The organism is Mucilaginibacter aquatilis, from assembly GCF_009755275.1.
Lineage (GTDB): Bacteria > Bacteroidota > Bacteroidia > Sphingobacteriales > Sphingobacteriaceae > Mucilaginibacter > Mucilaginibacter aquatilis.
On the sequence record NZ_WQLA01000005.1, the window covers coordinates 187,708 to 205,463 of the forward strand.

The following is a 17,756-nucleotide window of genomic DNA, read 5'->3' on the forward strand; positions in this document are numbered from 1 at the left end:
TTAAGCTATGTTGACGTTAAGTGGGCTATAAAGAAGGTTGTCATTATATAATGATGTTTAGTTATTTAACAGTGTTAAGTAAAGTTGAAAAAATATATTATTCCTTTATTGCCTGGATAATTCCAGCAATAGCATCTTTTAAAACCTGCTCATTGATACCATCCGGAACGCTCTGGCGCACATGATTAATTGATATTAGTCCATGCACAATTGACCAAAAAGTATAATACCATTTACAAACCTCGTCTTCGGTTGGGTTTTTGTTACCCATTACCTCCTTAATTGACGCGGTAAGCATATTTGCTGGTCCTTCTATTTCCGGTATTGATTTTTCGAAAACACAACAGTTCACCTCAATACCAAACATAAGCTGGTACAACTCCTTTTCGGTAAAGGCAAAGTTCCAGTAGGTAATCCAAAGAGCTTCTAACTGTTTAGCTGGTGTTTCCTGGACTTCTTTAGCAGCTTTCATTGCCTTCGCCAATATGCAGTACCCCTTTTTGGTAAGCTCCATCATAATGGCTTCCTTGTTGGCAAAGTACTCGTAAATAATAGGCGCTGTATATTCTATGATATCAGCAATTTTACGCATACTCAAAGCCTGCCAACCTTCTTGCTTACCAATCAGCAACGCAGCATCCAGAATGTTAATCCTGGTCTCTTCCTTCAATCTCAAAATCCTGTCTTTGCTGGCCATCTTAGTAAGGCATTAAATTATTTAACAGTGTTAAACAAAGATAAAATGTATTTTTAAACACCGTACCATTTAATTGTCATTAAAATTGGAGAGTGGGTTGACAAATATTTATATATCTAGTTCATCAAGAACCTAACCGCTGCAAATACATCTGTATAGTATTTTCTAAACCAAAGTATAATGCATCACTAATCAGCGCATGTCCTATGCTTACCTCCTGCAAACCCGGAACATGCTCGGCAAAGTATTTAAGGTTTTTAAGGTCGAGGTCATGACCGGCATTGATACCTAAACCAACTTTTTTAGCCATTTCAGCAGCTTGTATGTACGGGGCCGCGGCCAGTTCAATACCCTGATGATAATGGCTGGCATAGGCTTCGGTATAAAGTTCAATACGGTCTGTCCCGGTTTCAGCGGCAGCTTCAACCATATCGTTCAGCGGATCCACAAATAAGGATACCCTGATGCCTTCATCCTTGAAGCATTTTACCATATCCTGCAAATAGCGCTTGTGGGTTATGGTGTCCCAACCGTGGTTAGAGGTAAGTTGGTCGGTAGCATCAGGAACTAAGGTTACCTGGTGAGGCTTAACGGCCAGTACAAGATCGACAAATTTCTTTTCGTCGCAATTGCCTTCAATATTAAATTCGGTGGTTACAATGTCTTTCAGGGCGTAAACATCATCATAACGTATATGGCGCTCATCGGGGCGCGGATGTACTGTGATGCCTTGTGCACCAAAGCGTTCACAGTCTTTAGCTACCTGTAAAAGATCGGGGTTGTTACCTCCGCGAGAATTACGGAGCGTGGCTACTTTATTGATGTTTACTGAGAGACGTATCATTGCGAGCAAATATTATAAATGTATACTGCTTAAACAATGCAAACGTATTTATAATTGATTTTGATTTAGGAATAATAAAATTACTGTAATTACTTCTCCAGTAAATCAGGGTAATCAGAAATAATTCCGTCAACACCCAAAGCTTTCAATGCAGCAATTTCTTCAGAAGTGTTTACGGTCCATGGTACTATTTTAATGCCTTGGGCATGGCATTGTTGTATCATATTGGCCGTAACCAGCTTATAAGCAGGGCTAATGATGTAAGGCTTGTAACCAAGTTCGGTTACATACTCATTAACTGATTTTTGAATATCAACCAAATAAGCGGTTTTTACCTGCGGATATTTTTTATGGAGAAATTGTATGGTACGCTTATCAAACGATTGTATAATTACATAATGTATTATCTCTTTGCGCTCAATAACCTCCATTAATTGTTTTACAAATTCAGCGGGCGCAGGATGGTAAATATTATCACCACCAGGTTTACTTTTGGTTTCAATGTTATAATAAACCTGTGGCTTGCCTTTGGCTTTAAGGTATTGTTGAACACTATCGATTACGGCTTCCAACAGCGGAATATGCACCTTAACTTTCTTTTGCTCCGGAAATTTGCTGTAAGGTTTGCTGCCAACATCAAACTTTGCAATATCGGCATAATTCATTTTTAGCAGTGCCTGTTTATGCGCTTCATCCTTACTCATCTCCTTACCATCAGGTGTAAGGGTAAACAATGGGTTTAATGTATCATCATGTGATAGAATCACCTTGCCATCGGCTGTTATGTGCGTATCCATTTCAAGCGTGGTAACGCCCAGGTCAATAGCGTTCAACATAGCCGGAATGGTGTTTTCAGGCATTAATCCGCGGCCACCGCGGTGAGCTTCGGTATCAAATTTTGGAAATTTCTGGGTTGCTTTTTGCGCAAAGGCGCTTAGGCAGGCGAGTGAAATAAAGGCTATGCTGGCTAGATGCTTTTTCATATAGATATGTATAAACTGGTAATAAAAAATGTCATTCCGAAAGACAGCGAGGAATCTCGTTCGAGGATGCGATACATTTGAACAAGATTTCTCGCTATCGCTCGAAATGACAATGCGGGAATATTTATGAGCTGTAAAAGTTTCTACGCTTCCATTTCGCGCTCATACTTATCGCCAAAGCGGTCAGTAGCCACTACTTTTATTTTCTTGCCTTCTTTCATCTTAGCAACAAAAAGGTGCTTGGTTTCGCGTGGCTCAGGGAAGGTGCGGCCGGCCGGTAATTTATCGCCCAGGTACAGCTTGGTAGCTATTGGATCAAGGCCGGGCTCGTTTTTCATCACACCTTTATATTGCCCGTCTATCCAATATTCCACCTTCCATTTCGGATCCCAGTTATACACATTGGCAAATGCTTTTCCTTCTTCGTCAATGTATAACGATAACTGGTTCGATTTATCGGTATCCATGCTCTTATAATACCACTTCATGTCATTACCCTCAACGCTGTAAACAGCGTAACCGCGCGGACAACCGTCTTCGCAAACAGGGCCGGTCCACCATGCCCCACATACGGTACCATGATTATGCTCGTAAATATTACCGTCAACGTTGTTTTCGTTGTAATGGGTATGACCCGACATGATATGCACGTTTTTGAACGGCCTTAATAAGCGGTACAAAGCTTTATTATTTTTTACCTGATTGTAAACCGGTATATGCAGGCAAATAATGAGAAGGGCGTCTTTTTTAACGTACTGCAAATCTTTTTCAAGCCACTCTAGCTGCTCTTCAGTTATATAGCCATCATACTCGCGTTCGCGGCCCAGGTAGCGTACATCATCAATCATTACGTAGTGAGCCCGGCCACGGTTAAATGAATAGTAAGTAGGCCCGTATTGCTTTTTGAAAGTACGGTCTGAAGTTTCATCTCCGCCCTGGCGGTAGTCCATATCATGATTACCTAAGCCCTGAAAAAATGGCACTCCAATTTGGCCGATGGCTTTATCATAATCATTGAAAAACTCCAGGTTGTCCCAGGCCAAATCGCCCACACCTATACCATGCACCAACTGACCGGCTAATGATTTAACTGTTTTACGGGTATCGGGTACTGATTGCGCCATCATTTGAGCAACGTCTTTTTTGTTACGCACCTGCGGATCGGCCCAAACAATGAAGGTATGTTTGTTATCATTTTGCTTTAACGGCACCAGCTCAAAGTTCAGGTTGTTACCCTCGCTCAAACGGCGGTAATGGCGGGCAATAAATTTTTCGTGCGGAAACTCGTAACCCGAAGGTATGCTGATGAAAACAAATTCGGCCTTTGGAGCAGGAGTGAGCTGATAGCTGCCATCAGCGCCGGTAGGTACAATGCTAAACCCATCTGATATTAACACATTAGCCAATGGCTTTCCGTTAGCAGTTACCTTACCTGTAACCGCTGCGGGGCGGTTAAAGCCAAAAGTATTTCTAAAACGAAGGGTTAACGCGCCGGTAATAACCAGCGACCGTTGTATGAATAATCTGCGGTTCATAGTGAATAATTAAACCAGGCAAACCTTTACAAATTTGCCTGGCTGAACGTATTAATTTACAATTTTAGTGAAGGTATCGCCAACCTCTAAAGTGGTAACCGGCGATGTAGGGGTTAATGGTATACTGGTTAAAGTTCGTGGTGTAGTCCACCTGCCTGATACGGCATCGTACACGCCACCCAACTGTACAAAGTTTTCGTTTGCAGGCAGTCCTAATTTTTGCGTGTTGGTACCTGAACCGTAAAAGTTTTGTAGAGCTCCGCTTATAGGGTTAATAGTGCCATAGTAATCGGTATTGGTAACACGGTAGCCAATTTCGGGCGGACCAGCCGAGTAAAAGTTACCGGCACCACCGTACATAATAACATCTAACGGCACCGTCGACCCATCAACAGTAGTTCCTTGAAACACAGCTATACCGGCAATGTTACCGCTGTTAGCAAGCAGGTTAGTTGTTGCCGTACCAAAATCGGCACCGTTCACATTGGAGTATAATGTGCTGTTTGCCCAAACAGAACTGCTCATATCAGTTGAATTTGCTCCAAAAATATTTTTGTTGCCGCCTACATAAAAATACTGCCCTTTTTTAACCGTTCCGGATGTAAGGTTGAATTTATAAGAACGCGTGCCACCAATAGCCCAACCGTTAACCGGTACCGGACCCGAACCTGCGTTATTACAGGTAACCAACGAAAAGTTAGTTACGGCAAAATCAATATCGCGCGTGGCTTTGAGTTGAACATACTCATAATTATTATCGGCCCCCGTTGGATTTGTTAGGTAGCCGGTTATGATTACTGCTGATGGCCTTATAAGCGGCAATGGACGAATTTCGTTTATACGGCGTGGCCACAGTTGTATTTTACCATCAGTACCGGTAACTGCTATACCTATAAAGTTTGCGTTGGCCGGTAATTGGGTAGTGGCAAATTTTGCATTAGCTTCGGTATGCAAAGTCATTTTTGCGAAACCGTCGTTTATAACTTTATCGCCCGCATAGGTATCACCTGCTACAGGTTCCGGTTCGGTTATGGCATTGCTAATTGAAATTAGTGTACTTTCATAACTATCAGGAGCAGCTGCAATGGCTGCAGAGTTTGCCGCACGTACGTTATAAGAGTTTACACGTCCAAGCTTGGTTACGTTAGCTTCGGGAACATTGGTAACTGCTAGAGTACCATTTACCCGGGTTAAAGTTGAACCAGTAATAACAACCTGTACCGAATCACCGGCCTGGTAATTAGTTGCCGCAGCACCCATAACTACGCTTATGCCCCTTAAAAGCTTATTACGGCCATAGTTTTGTATCACTACGTTACCTGATGGTTGGTTACCCTGTGCAGGGTCAGATATCACTACGCCTACAAACTGTTTGGCGCCGCCAAGGTTCTCTTCGCTTAATATAACATCACTACCCTTGTAAACTGCCCGTAAATCTAATACAGCTATGGTAGGCCCCGGTACACCGCCGGGATAATTGTCTTTTTTGCAACCGGCAAAAACTGCCGCTGCAATTACAATCATAAACAAATGTATCTTTTTCATTGTGTCTTGATATTTGTAATTACTTGAATAAATGATTAGGGCTTTTGCCACCATACCTGTGTGCTTATCACATCAGCACCTTGTGCCGCTACAGCAAGCTTGTAATTAACAGGGTTGGCTGATTGCAGGTAAACCGGGTAGGTTAACCTTGCAGGCATTACACCGTTATTACGCAGCCCGTTGCCTTTAGGCAAAATGGGGTGACCGGTACGGCGGTACTCAAACCACTGCTGAAAATCGGTGTAAAACATGGAGTAATATTTTTGCAGATGTATAAGCTCCATTTTTTGATCGATGGTAGCATCATTCTTCCAGGCAATGTCTGCTCCCTGCAAATAGGTATCAACATTAAAAACATATGTTGGAAGCCAAAATGTTATACCTGCAGTTACACCGTTTTTATAGTAAGTTTCGGCAGCATTGCTTATCCAGCCTTTGGCAGCAGCCTCGGCCAGTAAAAATTGCAATTCCGAAAAGTTCATGATATTACCCATCAAAGGTTCTGTCATGAGGGTTGTTGGAAAATTACTGTCGGTAGCGTAAAAGTATGACTTACCAACCATGCCCTGACCGGGTGCATAACCACTCGGGATACCTACAAACGCTCCCTGATAAGGTGCTATTGACCAACGGTTTTGTGCTATACGCGGATCATTCCAGGTAGTGAGGTTGCCAATAAAAAACTCTGTAATTGGCTGTGCTCTAAAATCCTGAGCTCTAACGTTACCTATATTATTACCAACAAAAGGTGATGTTAAAAAGTTAGTACCTGTCCACCTTAACACCGCTGCATCATCATTGCTGGCCATAATAGGGTAGTCAGTAGCTTTAGTATCAACAATCTCTTTGATTTTAGCTATGCACTGTGCTGATACTTCTGTTTTGCCTGAAAGGCGCATCAATAAACGCAGGTATAAGCTATTTCCAAAGCGGCGCCATTTAGCGGCATTACCACCATAAACCGGGTCAATAGCACCTCCTGATATATTTGCGCCTTTACCAAGTCGGGTATTAGCCTCTTCAAGCTTGGTAAAAATGTCAAGGTAAATGTCTTTCTGCCTGTCAAATCGTGGGGTGAAAATCACGCTGTCGCGCGCCTTTCCGGCTTGAAAATAAGGCACATCACCATAGGTATCCGTAAGCAGTGATGATATCCACGACTGGCATATAAGTGATATGCCCATATAGGTTTCGTTGTAATTTGGTTCAACACTGGCAACGCTATATATATCTTTAAAATTTACCAGCTGTGAGTACCAGCCATTCCACGTATAATCACCAACGCTGTTGCGTATATCATACCTGAAAATACGCCCTTCGCTATCGCCCTGGTCAACAGTAACCTGCATTAGCTCGTTGTTTACCGTACGACTGCGCAGCATATTGTATGATACCGTGTTTACTAACGATGGCCCTAATAACTGCTCGGGTAATACGTTTGTTAATCCGTTAGGATTGGTGTTAATATCGATAAAGTCTTTTTTACACGATGTAGCAGCAATTGCAACACAGGCAATCATCAGCTTAATAAAGTGTGTATATCTTTTCATCTTAAAAAAATTATAAGCCAATAACTAAATTGAAACCAAAGGTTCGTGTTGATGGGAATTGTGCCGTTTCGAAGCCCTGCACAATGTCAGTACCAGACAGGGTACCAAACTCAGGATCAAAAACCGGCCACTTGGTCCATATAAACAGGTTACGGCCGTAAACACCTGCAGTAAGGCGCTGTATGCCCAGCCTTGATGTGAATTTGGGCGAGAAAGTATAATCAAGCCTGGCCTCGCGAAACTTAAGGAAGTCGGTTGAGAAGGTATTACCTTCAGCATTGTCAATACCGTAATGCGAGCGGTAGTAGTTGTCAATATCATTAGCAACTACGTTATTAGGACGGTAGCTACCATCGGCGTTTTGAATTACACCGTTGCCAATAATACCGTTATAACGGCCCGGAAGCGTGTTGGTAGTTTTACCCTGCTCTGTAAGCTTATAATTCGTTAATGAATATGCTACAGCACCGTACTGTGCATCAAATAATACATTAAGACTAAAACGTTTATATTTAAAAGTTTGGCCCATGCTTGCACGCCATTTTGGAATGGTGTTACCCAGGTATAAAACCTCGCTTGATAATTTGGCATAGCCGGTAGCAGGATCGTAAACTATTTGCCCGTCAGGTGCACGTACATAACCACGGCCCCACATATCGCCCATACTGCCGCCAATATTTGCTACAATTTGTCCGCCGCCTACAGGTCCGTAGCGTATAACAAATGCACTATCAACTTCTTTTATGGTGTTTTTATTTGCTGAGAAAGTACCAAATACCGTCCAGCTGAATGATTTTGAGTTTTTAACCGGTGTACCGTTCAATGAAATTTCTATACCCTGGTTGTTTACCCTTCCAAGGTTTACTACAGCATTTTCATAGCCCGATGCCCTGTCTAAACGGCGGGTAAGAATCTGATCTTTTGTGTTACCGCTGTATAATGCTATATCAAAACCAAAGCGGTTATTAAATAATTTAGCTTCGGCACCTACCTCAAAAGTTGTAGTGCGTAACGGCTTAAGATCAGGATTGGTTAATGAACCCGGATTAACCGTGCCCGGGTAACCTGTTGAAGTAGCGTAGTTAAACACAGTTTGGTAAGGTGTAGTACCACCGCTGCCTACCTGTGCAAACGATGCCCTTACTTTAGCGTAGTTGAAAGCTGATGGCAGTTTAAATGCTTCAGAAGGCAGGAAGCTTACACTGGCCGATGGATAGAAGAACCCAACATTACTGGTACGCGTTCTGGTAGCCAGTGTACTGTTCCAGTCCTGGCGGGCAGTTAAATCTAAAAAGAGGTATTCTTTATAGCTGGTTGATAATAGCCCGTAAAAGCTGTTAAGCGCATAACGCTCTTTATACGGAAGCGCAATGCGGGTACCTCCTTTAGCGTTAGCCATAGTATACAGTCCAGGATAAACCAATGAGTCGGCACGTATCTCATCACGGTTGTAAGTGTTACGCAACATACTACCCCCCGCCGTTGCAGTTACGGTTAAATCCTTATTTACTTTTTTGTTATAACGTAATAAGAAATCGCCGCCGGCTTCTTGCGAGAATATGTTTTGAGTACGGAATGAACCTTTAGGATATTTACTTCCGGCATCATACGGGCGCTCCTGGGCACGCATCTCGTAACCCATATCAAGCGTTGCCCTCAAGCTTAAGCTTAACTCTTTGGTAAAGTTGTAAGTCCCCTGCAGGTTGCCTGTAATTGAGTTACGGTTTGAGCGGTTGATGAACTCATATGACACCGCATAAGGGTTTTCAGGGAAGGAGCTGAAAGGATAAAATATTTGACGACCGGTTTGTCCGTTGCGCCAGTAATTTTTTAACCAGTTTAAATCGGCATTTGGCTGCCAGAATATGTACCAGTACATTAACGACTGGTTACCATAACCTGCACCCGGCAAATTATCACTCGATTTGTTGTTATAATTTACTTTTGATGATATGGTAAGCTTATCATTTACCTTTGTATTTACAGATAATGCAATGGTGTTACGGCCGTAACCGGTGTTTGGTGTAATCCAGCTGTTACGCACGTTGGTTGCCGAGAAACGGGCTGATGTTTTATCGTTACCGCCATCAATACTTACCGAGTTGGTATACGTATGTGCAGTTTCGAAAAACTGGCGGCTTTGGTTTTTGTAAGGCACCCAGGGCGTACGCACGGTTGACTGTGCCTGCGTTACCGGATCAAGTTGATAGAACATCTGACCATCAAACTTTGGCCCGTAAGCCGAACTTGTTGCACTGGTACTTGCACCATCGGGCCCGGCACCGAATGAGTAATAGTTTAAGCCGGCAGTTCCTTGCCCATATTCATACTGCAAATCGGGCCAGCGGTTAACTGTTTCAAGGCTTAAGTTTGAATTAATGGTTATACCCAAACCCTTGCGTTTAGGATTGCCCGATTTTGTAGTTATGATAATAGCACCGTTAGCACCGCGCTGACCGTACAAAGCCGAGGCACCCGGGCCTTTAAGCACGGTAACTGTTTCAATATCTTCAGGGTTTATGTCATTAATATTACTTCCGTAGTCGGCAGGCAGGTTATCGCTCGATGTGGCGTAAACCGACTCGCCTGCGTTACCTGTACGCCTTCCGCTACCCTGGTTTATTACCACACCATCTACCACAATCAATGCTTCATTATCACCGGTGATGTTGTTTTCGCCGCGTAATATAATTTTGTTTGATCCCGTTGGTCCGCTGTTTGATCTTACCAGGTTTAAGCCTGCTACTTTACCCGATAATGCATCGGTCCAGTTATTAGAAAGTGCATCCGTCAGCTGCTCGCTTTTCACAACAGTTGCCGCATAGCCTAAAGATTTCTCTTCGCGTTTTATACCTAAAGCCGTTACTACAACTTCTTGTAATTCGCTAGCTCCGCGTTTTAGGCGTACAACCATATTATTTTGGCTGGTGTTATATTTTGCAGTTTGTGAGGTGTAGCCTATGTAACCAATGGTAACTGCACTTCCCGCCGGAACGTTGATGCTGAACTGCCCGGCTGTGTTGGTTACTGACAGTGTACGTTTTTGATCGTTACTGATAGTTACACCTATAAGCGGTTGCTGGTCGTCATCATCAATTACGGTTCCTCTTATTACCACGTTATTGCGGCTCTCGGCAGCAACCAATAAAATATTTGATCCTGATGGTTTAATAGTAAAGTTTGTACCCCTAAGCAGCAGGTTGAGTGTTTCCTGCACGGTGCGCTCAGCACGGTTTAACGTAACGGTACGTTTATCATTAAAAGCCGAGTTGCTGTAGCTGATTGTTACGCCACCCAACTTTTCGATTTGGTTGAAGGCTGCTTTGAGTGTGATGCCGCCCGCCCCGAAAGTTATCTTTTTGTTAATGGTTTGTGCATACACATTAGCAAGCGCAAATGCCATTTGAAAAAAAACCACAATGGCCAATAACCATGATTTTTTCATATATTTACTTAATTTATACTTATTTAGTCGTGAATTTAAATTTTTTGGAGCCGGGAGTTGTTACCAGCAACCGCCTGGCTTTTTTATTTAAAAAAGGGATAAAGGAAAAGTCTATCTCATTATGCTTCCTCCTTTTTGATTGGTGTTTGTAAAGAAAAACTGATTACCCTTTTGCGTATAAGCAAGGCCTGAAAGCTCACTTAGGGTTTGCATTACCTGTTTTAGCGAAACATTATCGAATTTTGTTGTAAGCTTAACGTGCCCTTGCTCAGGGTCGGTAAAATCAATATGTACGCCGTAATGATGCTCAATTGATTGTGCAATATCTGTTAGGGCAGTATTGTAAAAGCTTAAATCGTTATTTATCCAGCCGCTTACAGCATGTGCATCGGTTTGCCCAAATGCATATAAACCGTTAAGCGTGTTTATTTCTATCTGCTCATCAGGAGTAAGGTACTTTACCAGCTTTCTTTTTCCGTTTACTGTGGCCAAAACCCCAACCTTGCCACTTTTAACGGTAACTGTTACTTTTTGCTGGCTGCTATAAGCTTTTACATTAAATGAGGTACCAAGTACCACGGTTGAAATTTTGCCGCTGCTTACTACAAATGGTTTGGCTTGATGCACAACATCAAAAAAAGCTTCACCGTTCAACTGTACATTGCGGGTTTTGCCATCAAAGCCTTTGGCAAACTTAATTTTACTACCACCGCTAAGGTAAACTACAGAACTATCGGGCAGGTAAACCTTAGTATGGCGGCCGTTAACATTACTTACTTCAGCATACTCAATTGATGTTAAGGCATTAAGCATGTGCTTATACCAAGCTAATGTAGTACTACAAACAGCCAGCAGGATTGCCGCAGCTGCAAGCCACTTGTACCTTAGTATGCGGGTGTTTTTAGCTTTTAAAGGTTGATTTATATATTGCTGTATGCCAACCCAGCTTTTTTGTTGGTTAAGCGGCTGAGCGGTATAAGCTTTTGAAGCTTCAAGTATTTGAATGGTTTCACTGAATTGCGCAAGATTGGCAGGACTTTCCTCAATCCACTCGCGCAATTGCGTCAGGCCTTCATCGCTGATGGTCTTTTCAAAATAAGCTGTAATTAAACGATAGCTTTGCTCTTCCATTAATCTGTTTCTACACTAAAGACAGATTTAAGCAGCGCCTATACGTAGCGGATTACGTTATGAATGCGTTAAGAAATGGTTAATTACTCGCAGCCGAATTGTAAAAATCTTTTAATAACAGCCTGAGTTTTTTTACTGATTGATAAAGGGTGGTTTCAACAGTACGCACCGAAATATCTGAAATGGCTGCTATCTCGTGCTTGCTTAAATTATCAACATGACTCATCAGCAACACTTCCCGCTGTGACGCAGGTAAGGTATCAATGAGTTTCAGTATTCTGTTGTATGATTCGCGCCCGGTGATAATATTGAGTGGCGTAAGTTCATCTGCTATGTTGCTTAACTGATGAGCAACCTCATCAATCGATTCAACAACAAGTTTCTTTCTTTGTAATTGGTTAATGGAGGCGTTACGTATTGAAACCGATAAATAGCCCTTAACGTTTTGCAAATTCAGGTCGTTGCGTGTATCCCATAATTTCATAAACATATTAGCAACTACTTCCTCTGCTATCTCAAAATCTTTGGTGTAAACGGCACTTAGCTGGCATAAGCTTTTGTAGTAACGATTAAATAAATTTTCAAGAGCCAAATGGTCGTCTACCTTTAAAAGGCCCACTAATTCCTCATCGCTTAATTGCAGGTACATGCTTGAGTTCGTATGTTAATATTTACCATCACAAAAATGCCCCTAGCATGTTAAGACATCATTAATTACACATCATGCTTGCATTATTAATTTGGCAATCAAGGTCACTCAATACAGCGTAACTTTCTTCAACGTGCAGGTATTAATGATAATTTGTGAATTTCAGTGACAGCTTGGATCAAACGAGTTACAACTCTTAATTTTAAAGGATTGCTGAGTTAATGCAGAGCTAACAAATACTTAAAATAAAATAATTAAAACTTTTACTTTTTAACCGGATTATAATTTCTGATTTTCGCCATCGTTTAAATGCGAAGCCTTCTTTAGATAATGATATTGCACAAAATTGTCCTGGCCGGTACACTTGCCATTAGCGTATTGGCGTCGTGTTCCAATTCTTCCTCAAAAAATGGTGTAAAAAATACCGACAAACCCTTTGAGCCCCAAAAGCTTCTTAAATACGACCCAAAAGATGCAGACAAAGAAGTGGATGCATTTATGCAACGCCTGCATAAAAAGAGTGCCTTTAACGGCAACGTTTTGGTAGCTAAAAAAGGTAAAATTATTTATGAAGGTGCTTTTGGCTGGGCAAACCACCTCACCCGCGACAGCTTAAAGCTAGACTCTAAGTTTGAACTGGCATCCGTTTCAAAAACCATGACCGGCACAGCCATTATGATGCTTTGGGAGCAAGGAAAGCTAAAGCTTGACCAGGATGTGCGCAATTTTTATCCTAACTTTCCTTATGAGGGTGTAACCATACGCCTGCTGCTTACGCACCGCTCGGGCATGATGAACTATGTTTATTTTATTGATGGCCTGTACCGTAAAGAGCACCGCGATCAAAAAAAAGGCATTACAAACCAGCAGGTGATGGATTTAATTGCTGAGTATAAACCTGCACCGTTTAATAAGCCCAACGTGCGTTTTTTGTATAACAACTCCAATTACATGGTGTTGGGTGCCATTATTGAAAAAGTTACCGGTATGCCATACGCCCAATTTATGCAGGAAAACATTTTCAAACCATCGGGCATGACGCATACAGCGGTTTACTCTAAAGCTGTTTATGACAAAATTCCGGCAGATGTTGTGGGCCATGACCGTAATAGCTGGCGTTACTCGGTAGCACAAAACTTTTTAGATGGCCCTGTTGGCGATAAAGGCATTTACAGCACCATCGGCGATTTATATTTATTTGACCGGGCGCTAAGGGCGGGCAGGCTATTAAAACCTGCAACACAAGATTCAGCTTATAAAGCTCAGGTACAACCACTAATTCGTGGTCATTTTAGTTACGGATACGGCTGGAGGATATTTGAAAGCTCTAAAGACAAAGTAGTATACCATACGGGTTGGTGGCATGGCTTCAGGCATATATTTCTGCGCGACCTCAAAAACGATGTCACCATTGTTTTGTTAGGAAACTTAGTAAACGGCAGCTTGCTGCATTTAGATGACTTATTTAAAGCTACAGGCATGCCCGTTGTGCGTAAAGATGCCTACAAAGGTACCGGCGAAACAGCAGAAGATTAACATTAGTGAGTGGTTGATCAGTTATAAGCTTTAATTATTAGCAATGTTAACTTAGCCAACCACTCTACAATCAACTTATAATTCAAACCATATGTTCGATAAACTATTTGAGGCCCAGCAAAAAGCTGGCGAAATGAAAAAACGCCTGGATGGTGTTACCGTAAGCGGTAGTGTTGAAGGTGGCAAAATAACCGTAACTGCCAACGCAAACAAAGTGATACAAAACATTACCATTGACGAGGCTTTTATGAAAGAAGCCGATAAAGAAGAGCTTGAAGAGTTAATGGTATTAGCCGTTAACAAGGCATTAGAGCAAGCAGAAAACGTTAGCCAAACTGAGATGGCCGCCATGACGAAAAACATGTTTGGCGATTTAGGTGGCATGTTTGGCCAATAATTACAATAAATTTTGTGCTTAAACAACTACGCTATTTTTTTGCTTTAAACATTAAACAAGCTAACTATGAAACTTACCTATTACGGCCACTCAACGGTTGAAATTCAAACCGGTGGTAAAACCCTGTTATTTGATCCGTTTATAACGCCTAATGATTTGGCTAAGCATATTGATGTTAACGCCTTGAAGCCAGATTATATACTGGTATCGCACGGGCACGGCGACCATGTTGCCGACTTGCTTCCTATACAAAAGCAAAGCGGTGCCAAAGTAATTTGCATTGCCGAAATAGCCGGCTGGCTTGGAAATAACGGTGTGCCCGATGCCCATGGCATGAACATTGGCGGCAGCTTTAATTTTGATTTTGGCAAAGTGAAAATGGTATATGCCCTGCACTCCAGCTCAATGCCCGATGGCAGCTATGCAGGCGTACCTGCAGGCTTTGTAATTTACGCCGAGGGCAAGAAGATTTACTTTGCCGGTGACACCGCCCTTACCTTTGATATGAAATTGCTGGCCGAAGAAGAGCTTGACTGGGCAATATTACCTATTGGTGATAATTACACAATGGGCATCGAAGATGCCGTTAAAGCATGTGATTTTATTGCTTGTAAAGATGTAGTAGGCGTACACTATGACACTTTCCCGGTAATTAAAATTGACAAGGATGAAGCAAAGGAAAAATTCCTCAAAGCCGGCCTTAACCTAAAGCTTCCGGCAATTGGTGAAAGCATCGAGCTATAATTAACGTTGCTTTAGCAATGTTATAAAAGCGGTAGACTGGCAAATTATCATAGAGATAAATATCTTTGCGGGCTACCGCTTTTTTAATTAAAAACATAATAGAAATTGAATAACGAACAGGACAACCATCAACATCAAACTGCACCACAATTAGAAGTTTGCTTAACACCGGCTTTAATACCACTGTACAAGGTTGAAAACTCAATTGTGGTTATCATTGATATATTTCGTGCTACCACGTCTATTTGCTACGGTATTGAAAATGGTGCCGAAGCTATTATACCTGTTGCCGAGGTAGAGGAATGTGCTGCTTACCGCGAAAAAGGTTTAGGCTACTTACTGGCTGCCGAACGTAACGGCGAGGTTGTTTCAGGTTTTGATTTCGGGAACTCGCCTTTTGCCTACACGCCCGAAAAGGTTAACGGTAAAACTGTTGTGTTAACAACAACTAACGGCACTCACGCCCTGCATTTATCGCGCAAAGCCAAGCGTGTGGTTATTGGCTCTTTCCTTAACCTAACAGCACTTTGCAACTGGTTACGAACACAGAATGAAAATATACTGCTGGTGTGCTCGGGCTGGAAAAATAATTTCAACCTGGAAGACACCCTGTTTGCCGGTGCGGTTGTAGATCAACTTAAAGATTTGCAGTTTAAACTTGATGACCCAGCCATTGCTGCCAATGACCTGTTCCAGCTAGGTAAAGAAGATATAACCCAATACCTCAAAAAAACCTCTCATGGCGAACGCCTTAAAAAGCTAGGCATTGAAAAAGATATTGCCTTTTGTTTGCAGATAGATTTAACTACCGCTATCCCGGTATTAGAGGAGGAAAAACTAGTAAAACTTAGTATATAGAAGAATATGATGCCGGTTTCACCGGCATCAATGTTTTACATCAATACGTTGCTTTATGGCGCTGAAGTAATAACTTTTTTGCTTCTCCTTTTGCGTAACCAAATGCGCGCTAGCCATACAATTACACCAATAATTAATAATACAGGCCATAACGTTATTATGCCAAAGAACAAGCTTTCAAGTAACTCCCAACTATCGCCAAGGGCACGTTTAAACTTATAGCTAAAACCATTGCCATCACCACCCTTAACGGCTGTCTCTGTAAAAAAAGTAACATCTAATGAGCTGTAAGCAACTTGTTTATTGAGGTAGTTTAATTGTCCTTGCGTAGCTTCAATATTGGTGCGAATTTCGCTCAGTTTGTTCTCAACTTCCAGTACATCGGCCATTTTAGAGGCTTTTTGCAGCAGGTCTTTATACCGGTTCTCCAACAATTTTTGGTTGTTAAGACGCGTAGTAACATCAATATACTCAGTGGTTACATCTCTCGACGATATATTTTTTGACTCAATGCGGTCAGCTGAGGTTGATACGGTGTTTAAAAACTTTTCAAAGTTTTGCGCCGGTATACGTACGCTCAACGTGTATTCTTTACGGTTTACCTCGCTGTTGTTGCTTTCTCTTTCTTCCCCTACATAACCACCCAATCTTTTCAAGCTATCAGTAATAATCTTACGTGTAGCTTGTATATCGTTGGTTTCAAAAACAATTGAGCCTTCTTTGATAATCTTTTTATCTATGACACTAGCACTATTAACTTCGGGAGGCATCTTTACCGCATCAACCCTATCGGCCTCGCTAAGAGGGGAGCTTGCCGGTGGAGGAGCCGCTAAAGCCATTTCCTGAGTTTGAAAATCAGCTTGTTTACTGTTGTTTTTACAAGCAAACAAAGTGCTTATTAAAAACAAACTCCAAATTAACTGTCTCATATATCTATGGTTTAAGTTTCTCGTTATTACGATGGCGCTCGGTATCGCGTATTGTTTTTTTGTCCAGGTTTTTTTCCAAGGCCTCGGTCAGGTCAATACCGGTTTGATTGGCCAGGCAAATTAATACAAAAAGCACATCGGCCATTTCATCAGCCAAATTAACCTCGGTGTCCGATTTTTTAAATGATTGCTCACCATACTGCCTGGCCATAATACGGGCAACCTCACCAACCTCTTCCATTAGCATAGCGGTATTAGTTAGCTCGTTAAAATAACGTATACCGGTAGTGTTTATCCACCTATCAACAAGTTCCTGGGCCTCTTTAATTGTCATGGTTTAAAAGTAGCAGTATTTGCTTCATTTGATGTTTATAAGCATTATTAAAAGTTGTCCCTGTCTTTGGTGTCCATCACAATAGTTACCGGTCCATCGTTATTAAGGCTTATTTTCATATCGGCACCAAATACGCCGGTTTGGGTTAAATGGCCTGTAAGGTTATTGAGTATGCTTATCATTTGCTCGTAAAGCGGTATAGCCTTATCTGGCCGTGCAGCACGTATAAACGACGGGCGGTTACCTTTCTTAGTTTGTGCAAACAGCGTAAACTGCGATACCAGCAGTATGCGGCCATCCACATCGGCTAATGCTTTATTCATGAGACCATTATCATCACCAAATACACGCATACCCACAATTTTTTGAGCAAGCCATTGGGCATCATCTATAGTGTCGGCATCTTCAATGCCTAGTAAAACCAGAAATCCGGTTTTTATTTCGCCGGTAACCTGGCCATCAACGCGGCAGGCAGCTTCGGTAACTCGTTGTAGTACTGCTCTCATAAGTTGAGTATTAAATGCTCAAGTTGCAAAAATGTTGTTTATAAAAAAAGGCCGTTCTTTTAGCAGAACGGCC

At 42.0% G+C, this 17,756-nt stretch carries 16 protein-coding genes; 4 read left to right on the top strand and 12 right to left on the bottom strand.

All coding sequences use genetic code 11. The features are described from left to right. Positions 1 to 97: 97 nt before the first annotated feature. From GO816_RS13475 to GO816_RS13515, 9 genes are all read right to left on the bottom strand, one after another. Positions 98 to 697 (bottom strand): TetR/AcrR family transcriptional regulator, encoded by a 600-nt coding sequence (locus GO816_RS13475; protein WP_157542460.1) that lies wholly within the window; start codon positions 695 to 697, stop codon positions 98 to 100. 124 nt (positions 698 to 821) lie between these two features. Beyond that, entirely contained in the window at positions 822 to 1,541 is a 720-nt protein-coding gene (locus GO816_RS13480) for a pyridoxine 5'-phosphate synthase (RefSeq protein ID WP_157542461.1), read from the bottom strand. Positions 1,542 to 1,630: 89 nt separating this feature from the next. Further along, a complete protein-coding gene (locus tag GO816_RS13485; protein ID WP_157542462.1) occupies positions 1,631 to 2,524 on the bottom strand; it encodes a glycerophosphodiester phosphodiesterase family protein in 894 nt (297 codons plus the stop codon). 143 nt (positions 2,525 to 2,667) lie between these two features. Further along, positions 2,668 to 4,059: a calcineurin-like phosphoesterase C-terminal domain-containing protein gene (locus tag GO816_RS13490; RefSeq protein WP_157542463.1), complete on the bottom strand. Its 1,392-nt coding sequence runs from the start codon at positions 4,057 to 4,059 to the stop codon at positions 2,668 to 2,670. A gap of 51 nt (positions 4,060 to 4,110) precedes the next feature. Further along, complete coding sequence (locus GO816_RS13495) at positions 4,111 to 5,604, bottom strand: DUF5689 domain-containing protein (protein WP_157542464.1); 1,494 nt, start codon at positions 5,602 to 5,604, stop codon at positions 4,111 to 4,113. Between the two features lie 35 nt (positions 5,605 to 5,639). Beyond that, entirely contained in the window at positions 5,640 to 7,154 is a 1,515-nt protein-coding gene (locus GO816_RS13500) for a SusD/RagB family nutrient-binding outer membrane lipoprotein (protein WP_157542465.1), read from the bottom strand. Positions 7,155 to 7,164: 10 nt separating this feature from the next. Further along, positions 7,165 to 10,599 (bottom strand): SusC/RagA family TonB-linked outer membrane protein, encoded by a 3,435-nt coding sequence (locus GO816_RS13505; RefSeq protein WP_232336573.1) that lies wholly within the window; start codon positions 10,597 to 10,599, stop codon positions 7,165 to 7,167. A 111-nt stretch (positions 10,600 to 10,710) separates the two neighbouring features. After that, on the bottom strand, positions 10,711 to 11,730 hold the full coding sequence (locus GO816_RS13510) for a FecR family protein (RefSeq protein ID WP_157542466.1): 1,020 nt from the start codon (positions 11,728 to 11,730) through the stop codon (positions 10,711 to 10,713). A gap of 79 nt (positions 11,731 to 11,809) precedes the next feature. After that, positions 11,810 to 12,379, bottom strand: coding sequence for an RNA polymerase sigma factor (locus tag GO816_RS13515; RefSeq protein WP_157542467.1), 570 nt, complete (start codon positions 12,377 to 12,379; stop codon positions 11,810 to 11,812). Positions 12,380 to 12,709: 330 nt separating this feature from the next. Here GO816_RS13515 and GO816_RS13520 point away from each other — a divergent pair, with 330 nt between their 5' ends. From GO816_RS13520 to GO816_RS13535, 4 genes are all read left to right on the top strand, one after another. Next, entirely contained in the window at positions 12,710 to 13,915 is a 1,206-nt protein-coding gene (locus GO816_RS13520) for a serine hydrolase domain-containing protein (protein ID WP_157542468.1), read from the top strand. A 91-nt stretch (positions 13,916 to 14,006) separates the two neighbouring features. Continuing rightward, positions 14,007 to 14,312: a YbaB/EbfC family nucleoid-associated protein gene (locus GO816_RS13525; RefSeq protein ID WP_157542469.1), complete on the top strand. Its 306-nt coding sequence runs from the start codon at positions 14,007 to 14,009 to the stop codon at positions 14,310 to 14,312. Positions 14,313 to 14,378: 66 nt separating this feature from the next. Continuing rightward, positions 14,379 to 15,056 (top strand): metal-dependent hydrolase, encoded by a 678-nt coding sequence (locus GO816_RS13530; protein ID WP_157542470.1) that lies wholly within the window; start codon positions 14,379 to 14,381, stop codon positions 15,054 to 15,056. Between the two features lie 105 nt (positions 15,057 to 15,161). Continuing rightward, complete coding sequence (locus GO816_RS13535; RefSeq protein ID WP_157542471.1) at positions 15,162 to 15,914, top strand: 2-phosphosulfolactate phosphatase; 753 nt, start codon at positions 15,162 to 15,164, stop codon at positions 15,912 to 15,914. A 53-nt stretch (positions 15,915 to 15,967) separates the two neighbouring features. Here the strand turns inward: GO816_RS13535 and GO816_RS13540 are convergent, their stop codons facing one another. Genes GO816_RS13540 through dtd form a run of 3 tightly spaced genes read right to left on the bottom strand, consistent with a single transcriptional unit; the run spans position 15,968 to position 17,683 of the window. Then, the gene (locus GO816_RS13540; protein WP_157542472.1) at positions 15,968 to 16,843 is read right to left on the bottom strand and encodes a DUF4349 domain-containing protein; all 876 of its coding nucleotides are present in this window, start codon (positions 16,841 to 16,843) and stop codon (positions 15,968 to 15,970) included. Between the two features lie 4 nt (positions 16,844 to 16,847). Next, positions 16,848 to 17,177, bottom strand: a complete 330-nt coding sequence (locus GO816_RS13545) for a nucleotide pyrophosphohydrolase (protein ID WP_157542473.1) — start codon at positions 17,175 to 17,177, stop codon at positions 16,848 to 16,850. A gap of 47 nt (positions 17,178 to 17,224) precedes the next feature. Beyond that, positions 17,225 to 17,683, bottom strand: coding sequence for a D-aminoacyl-tRNA deacylase (gene dtd / locus GO816_RS13550; protein ID WP_157542474.1), 459 nt, complete (start codon positions 17,681 to 17,683; stop codon positions 17,225 to 17,227). Positions 17,684 to 17,756: the final 73 nt, after the last annotated feature.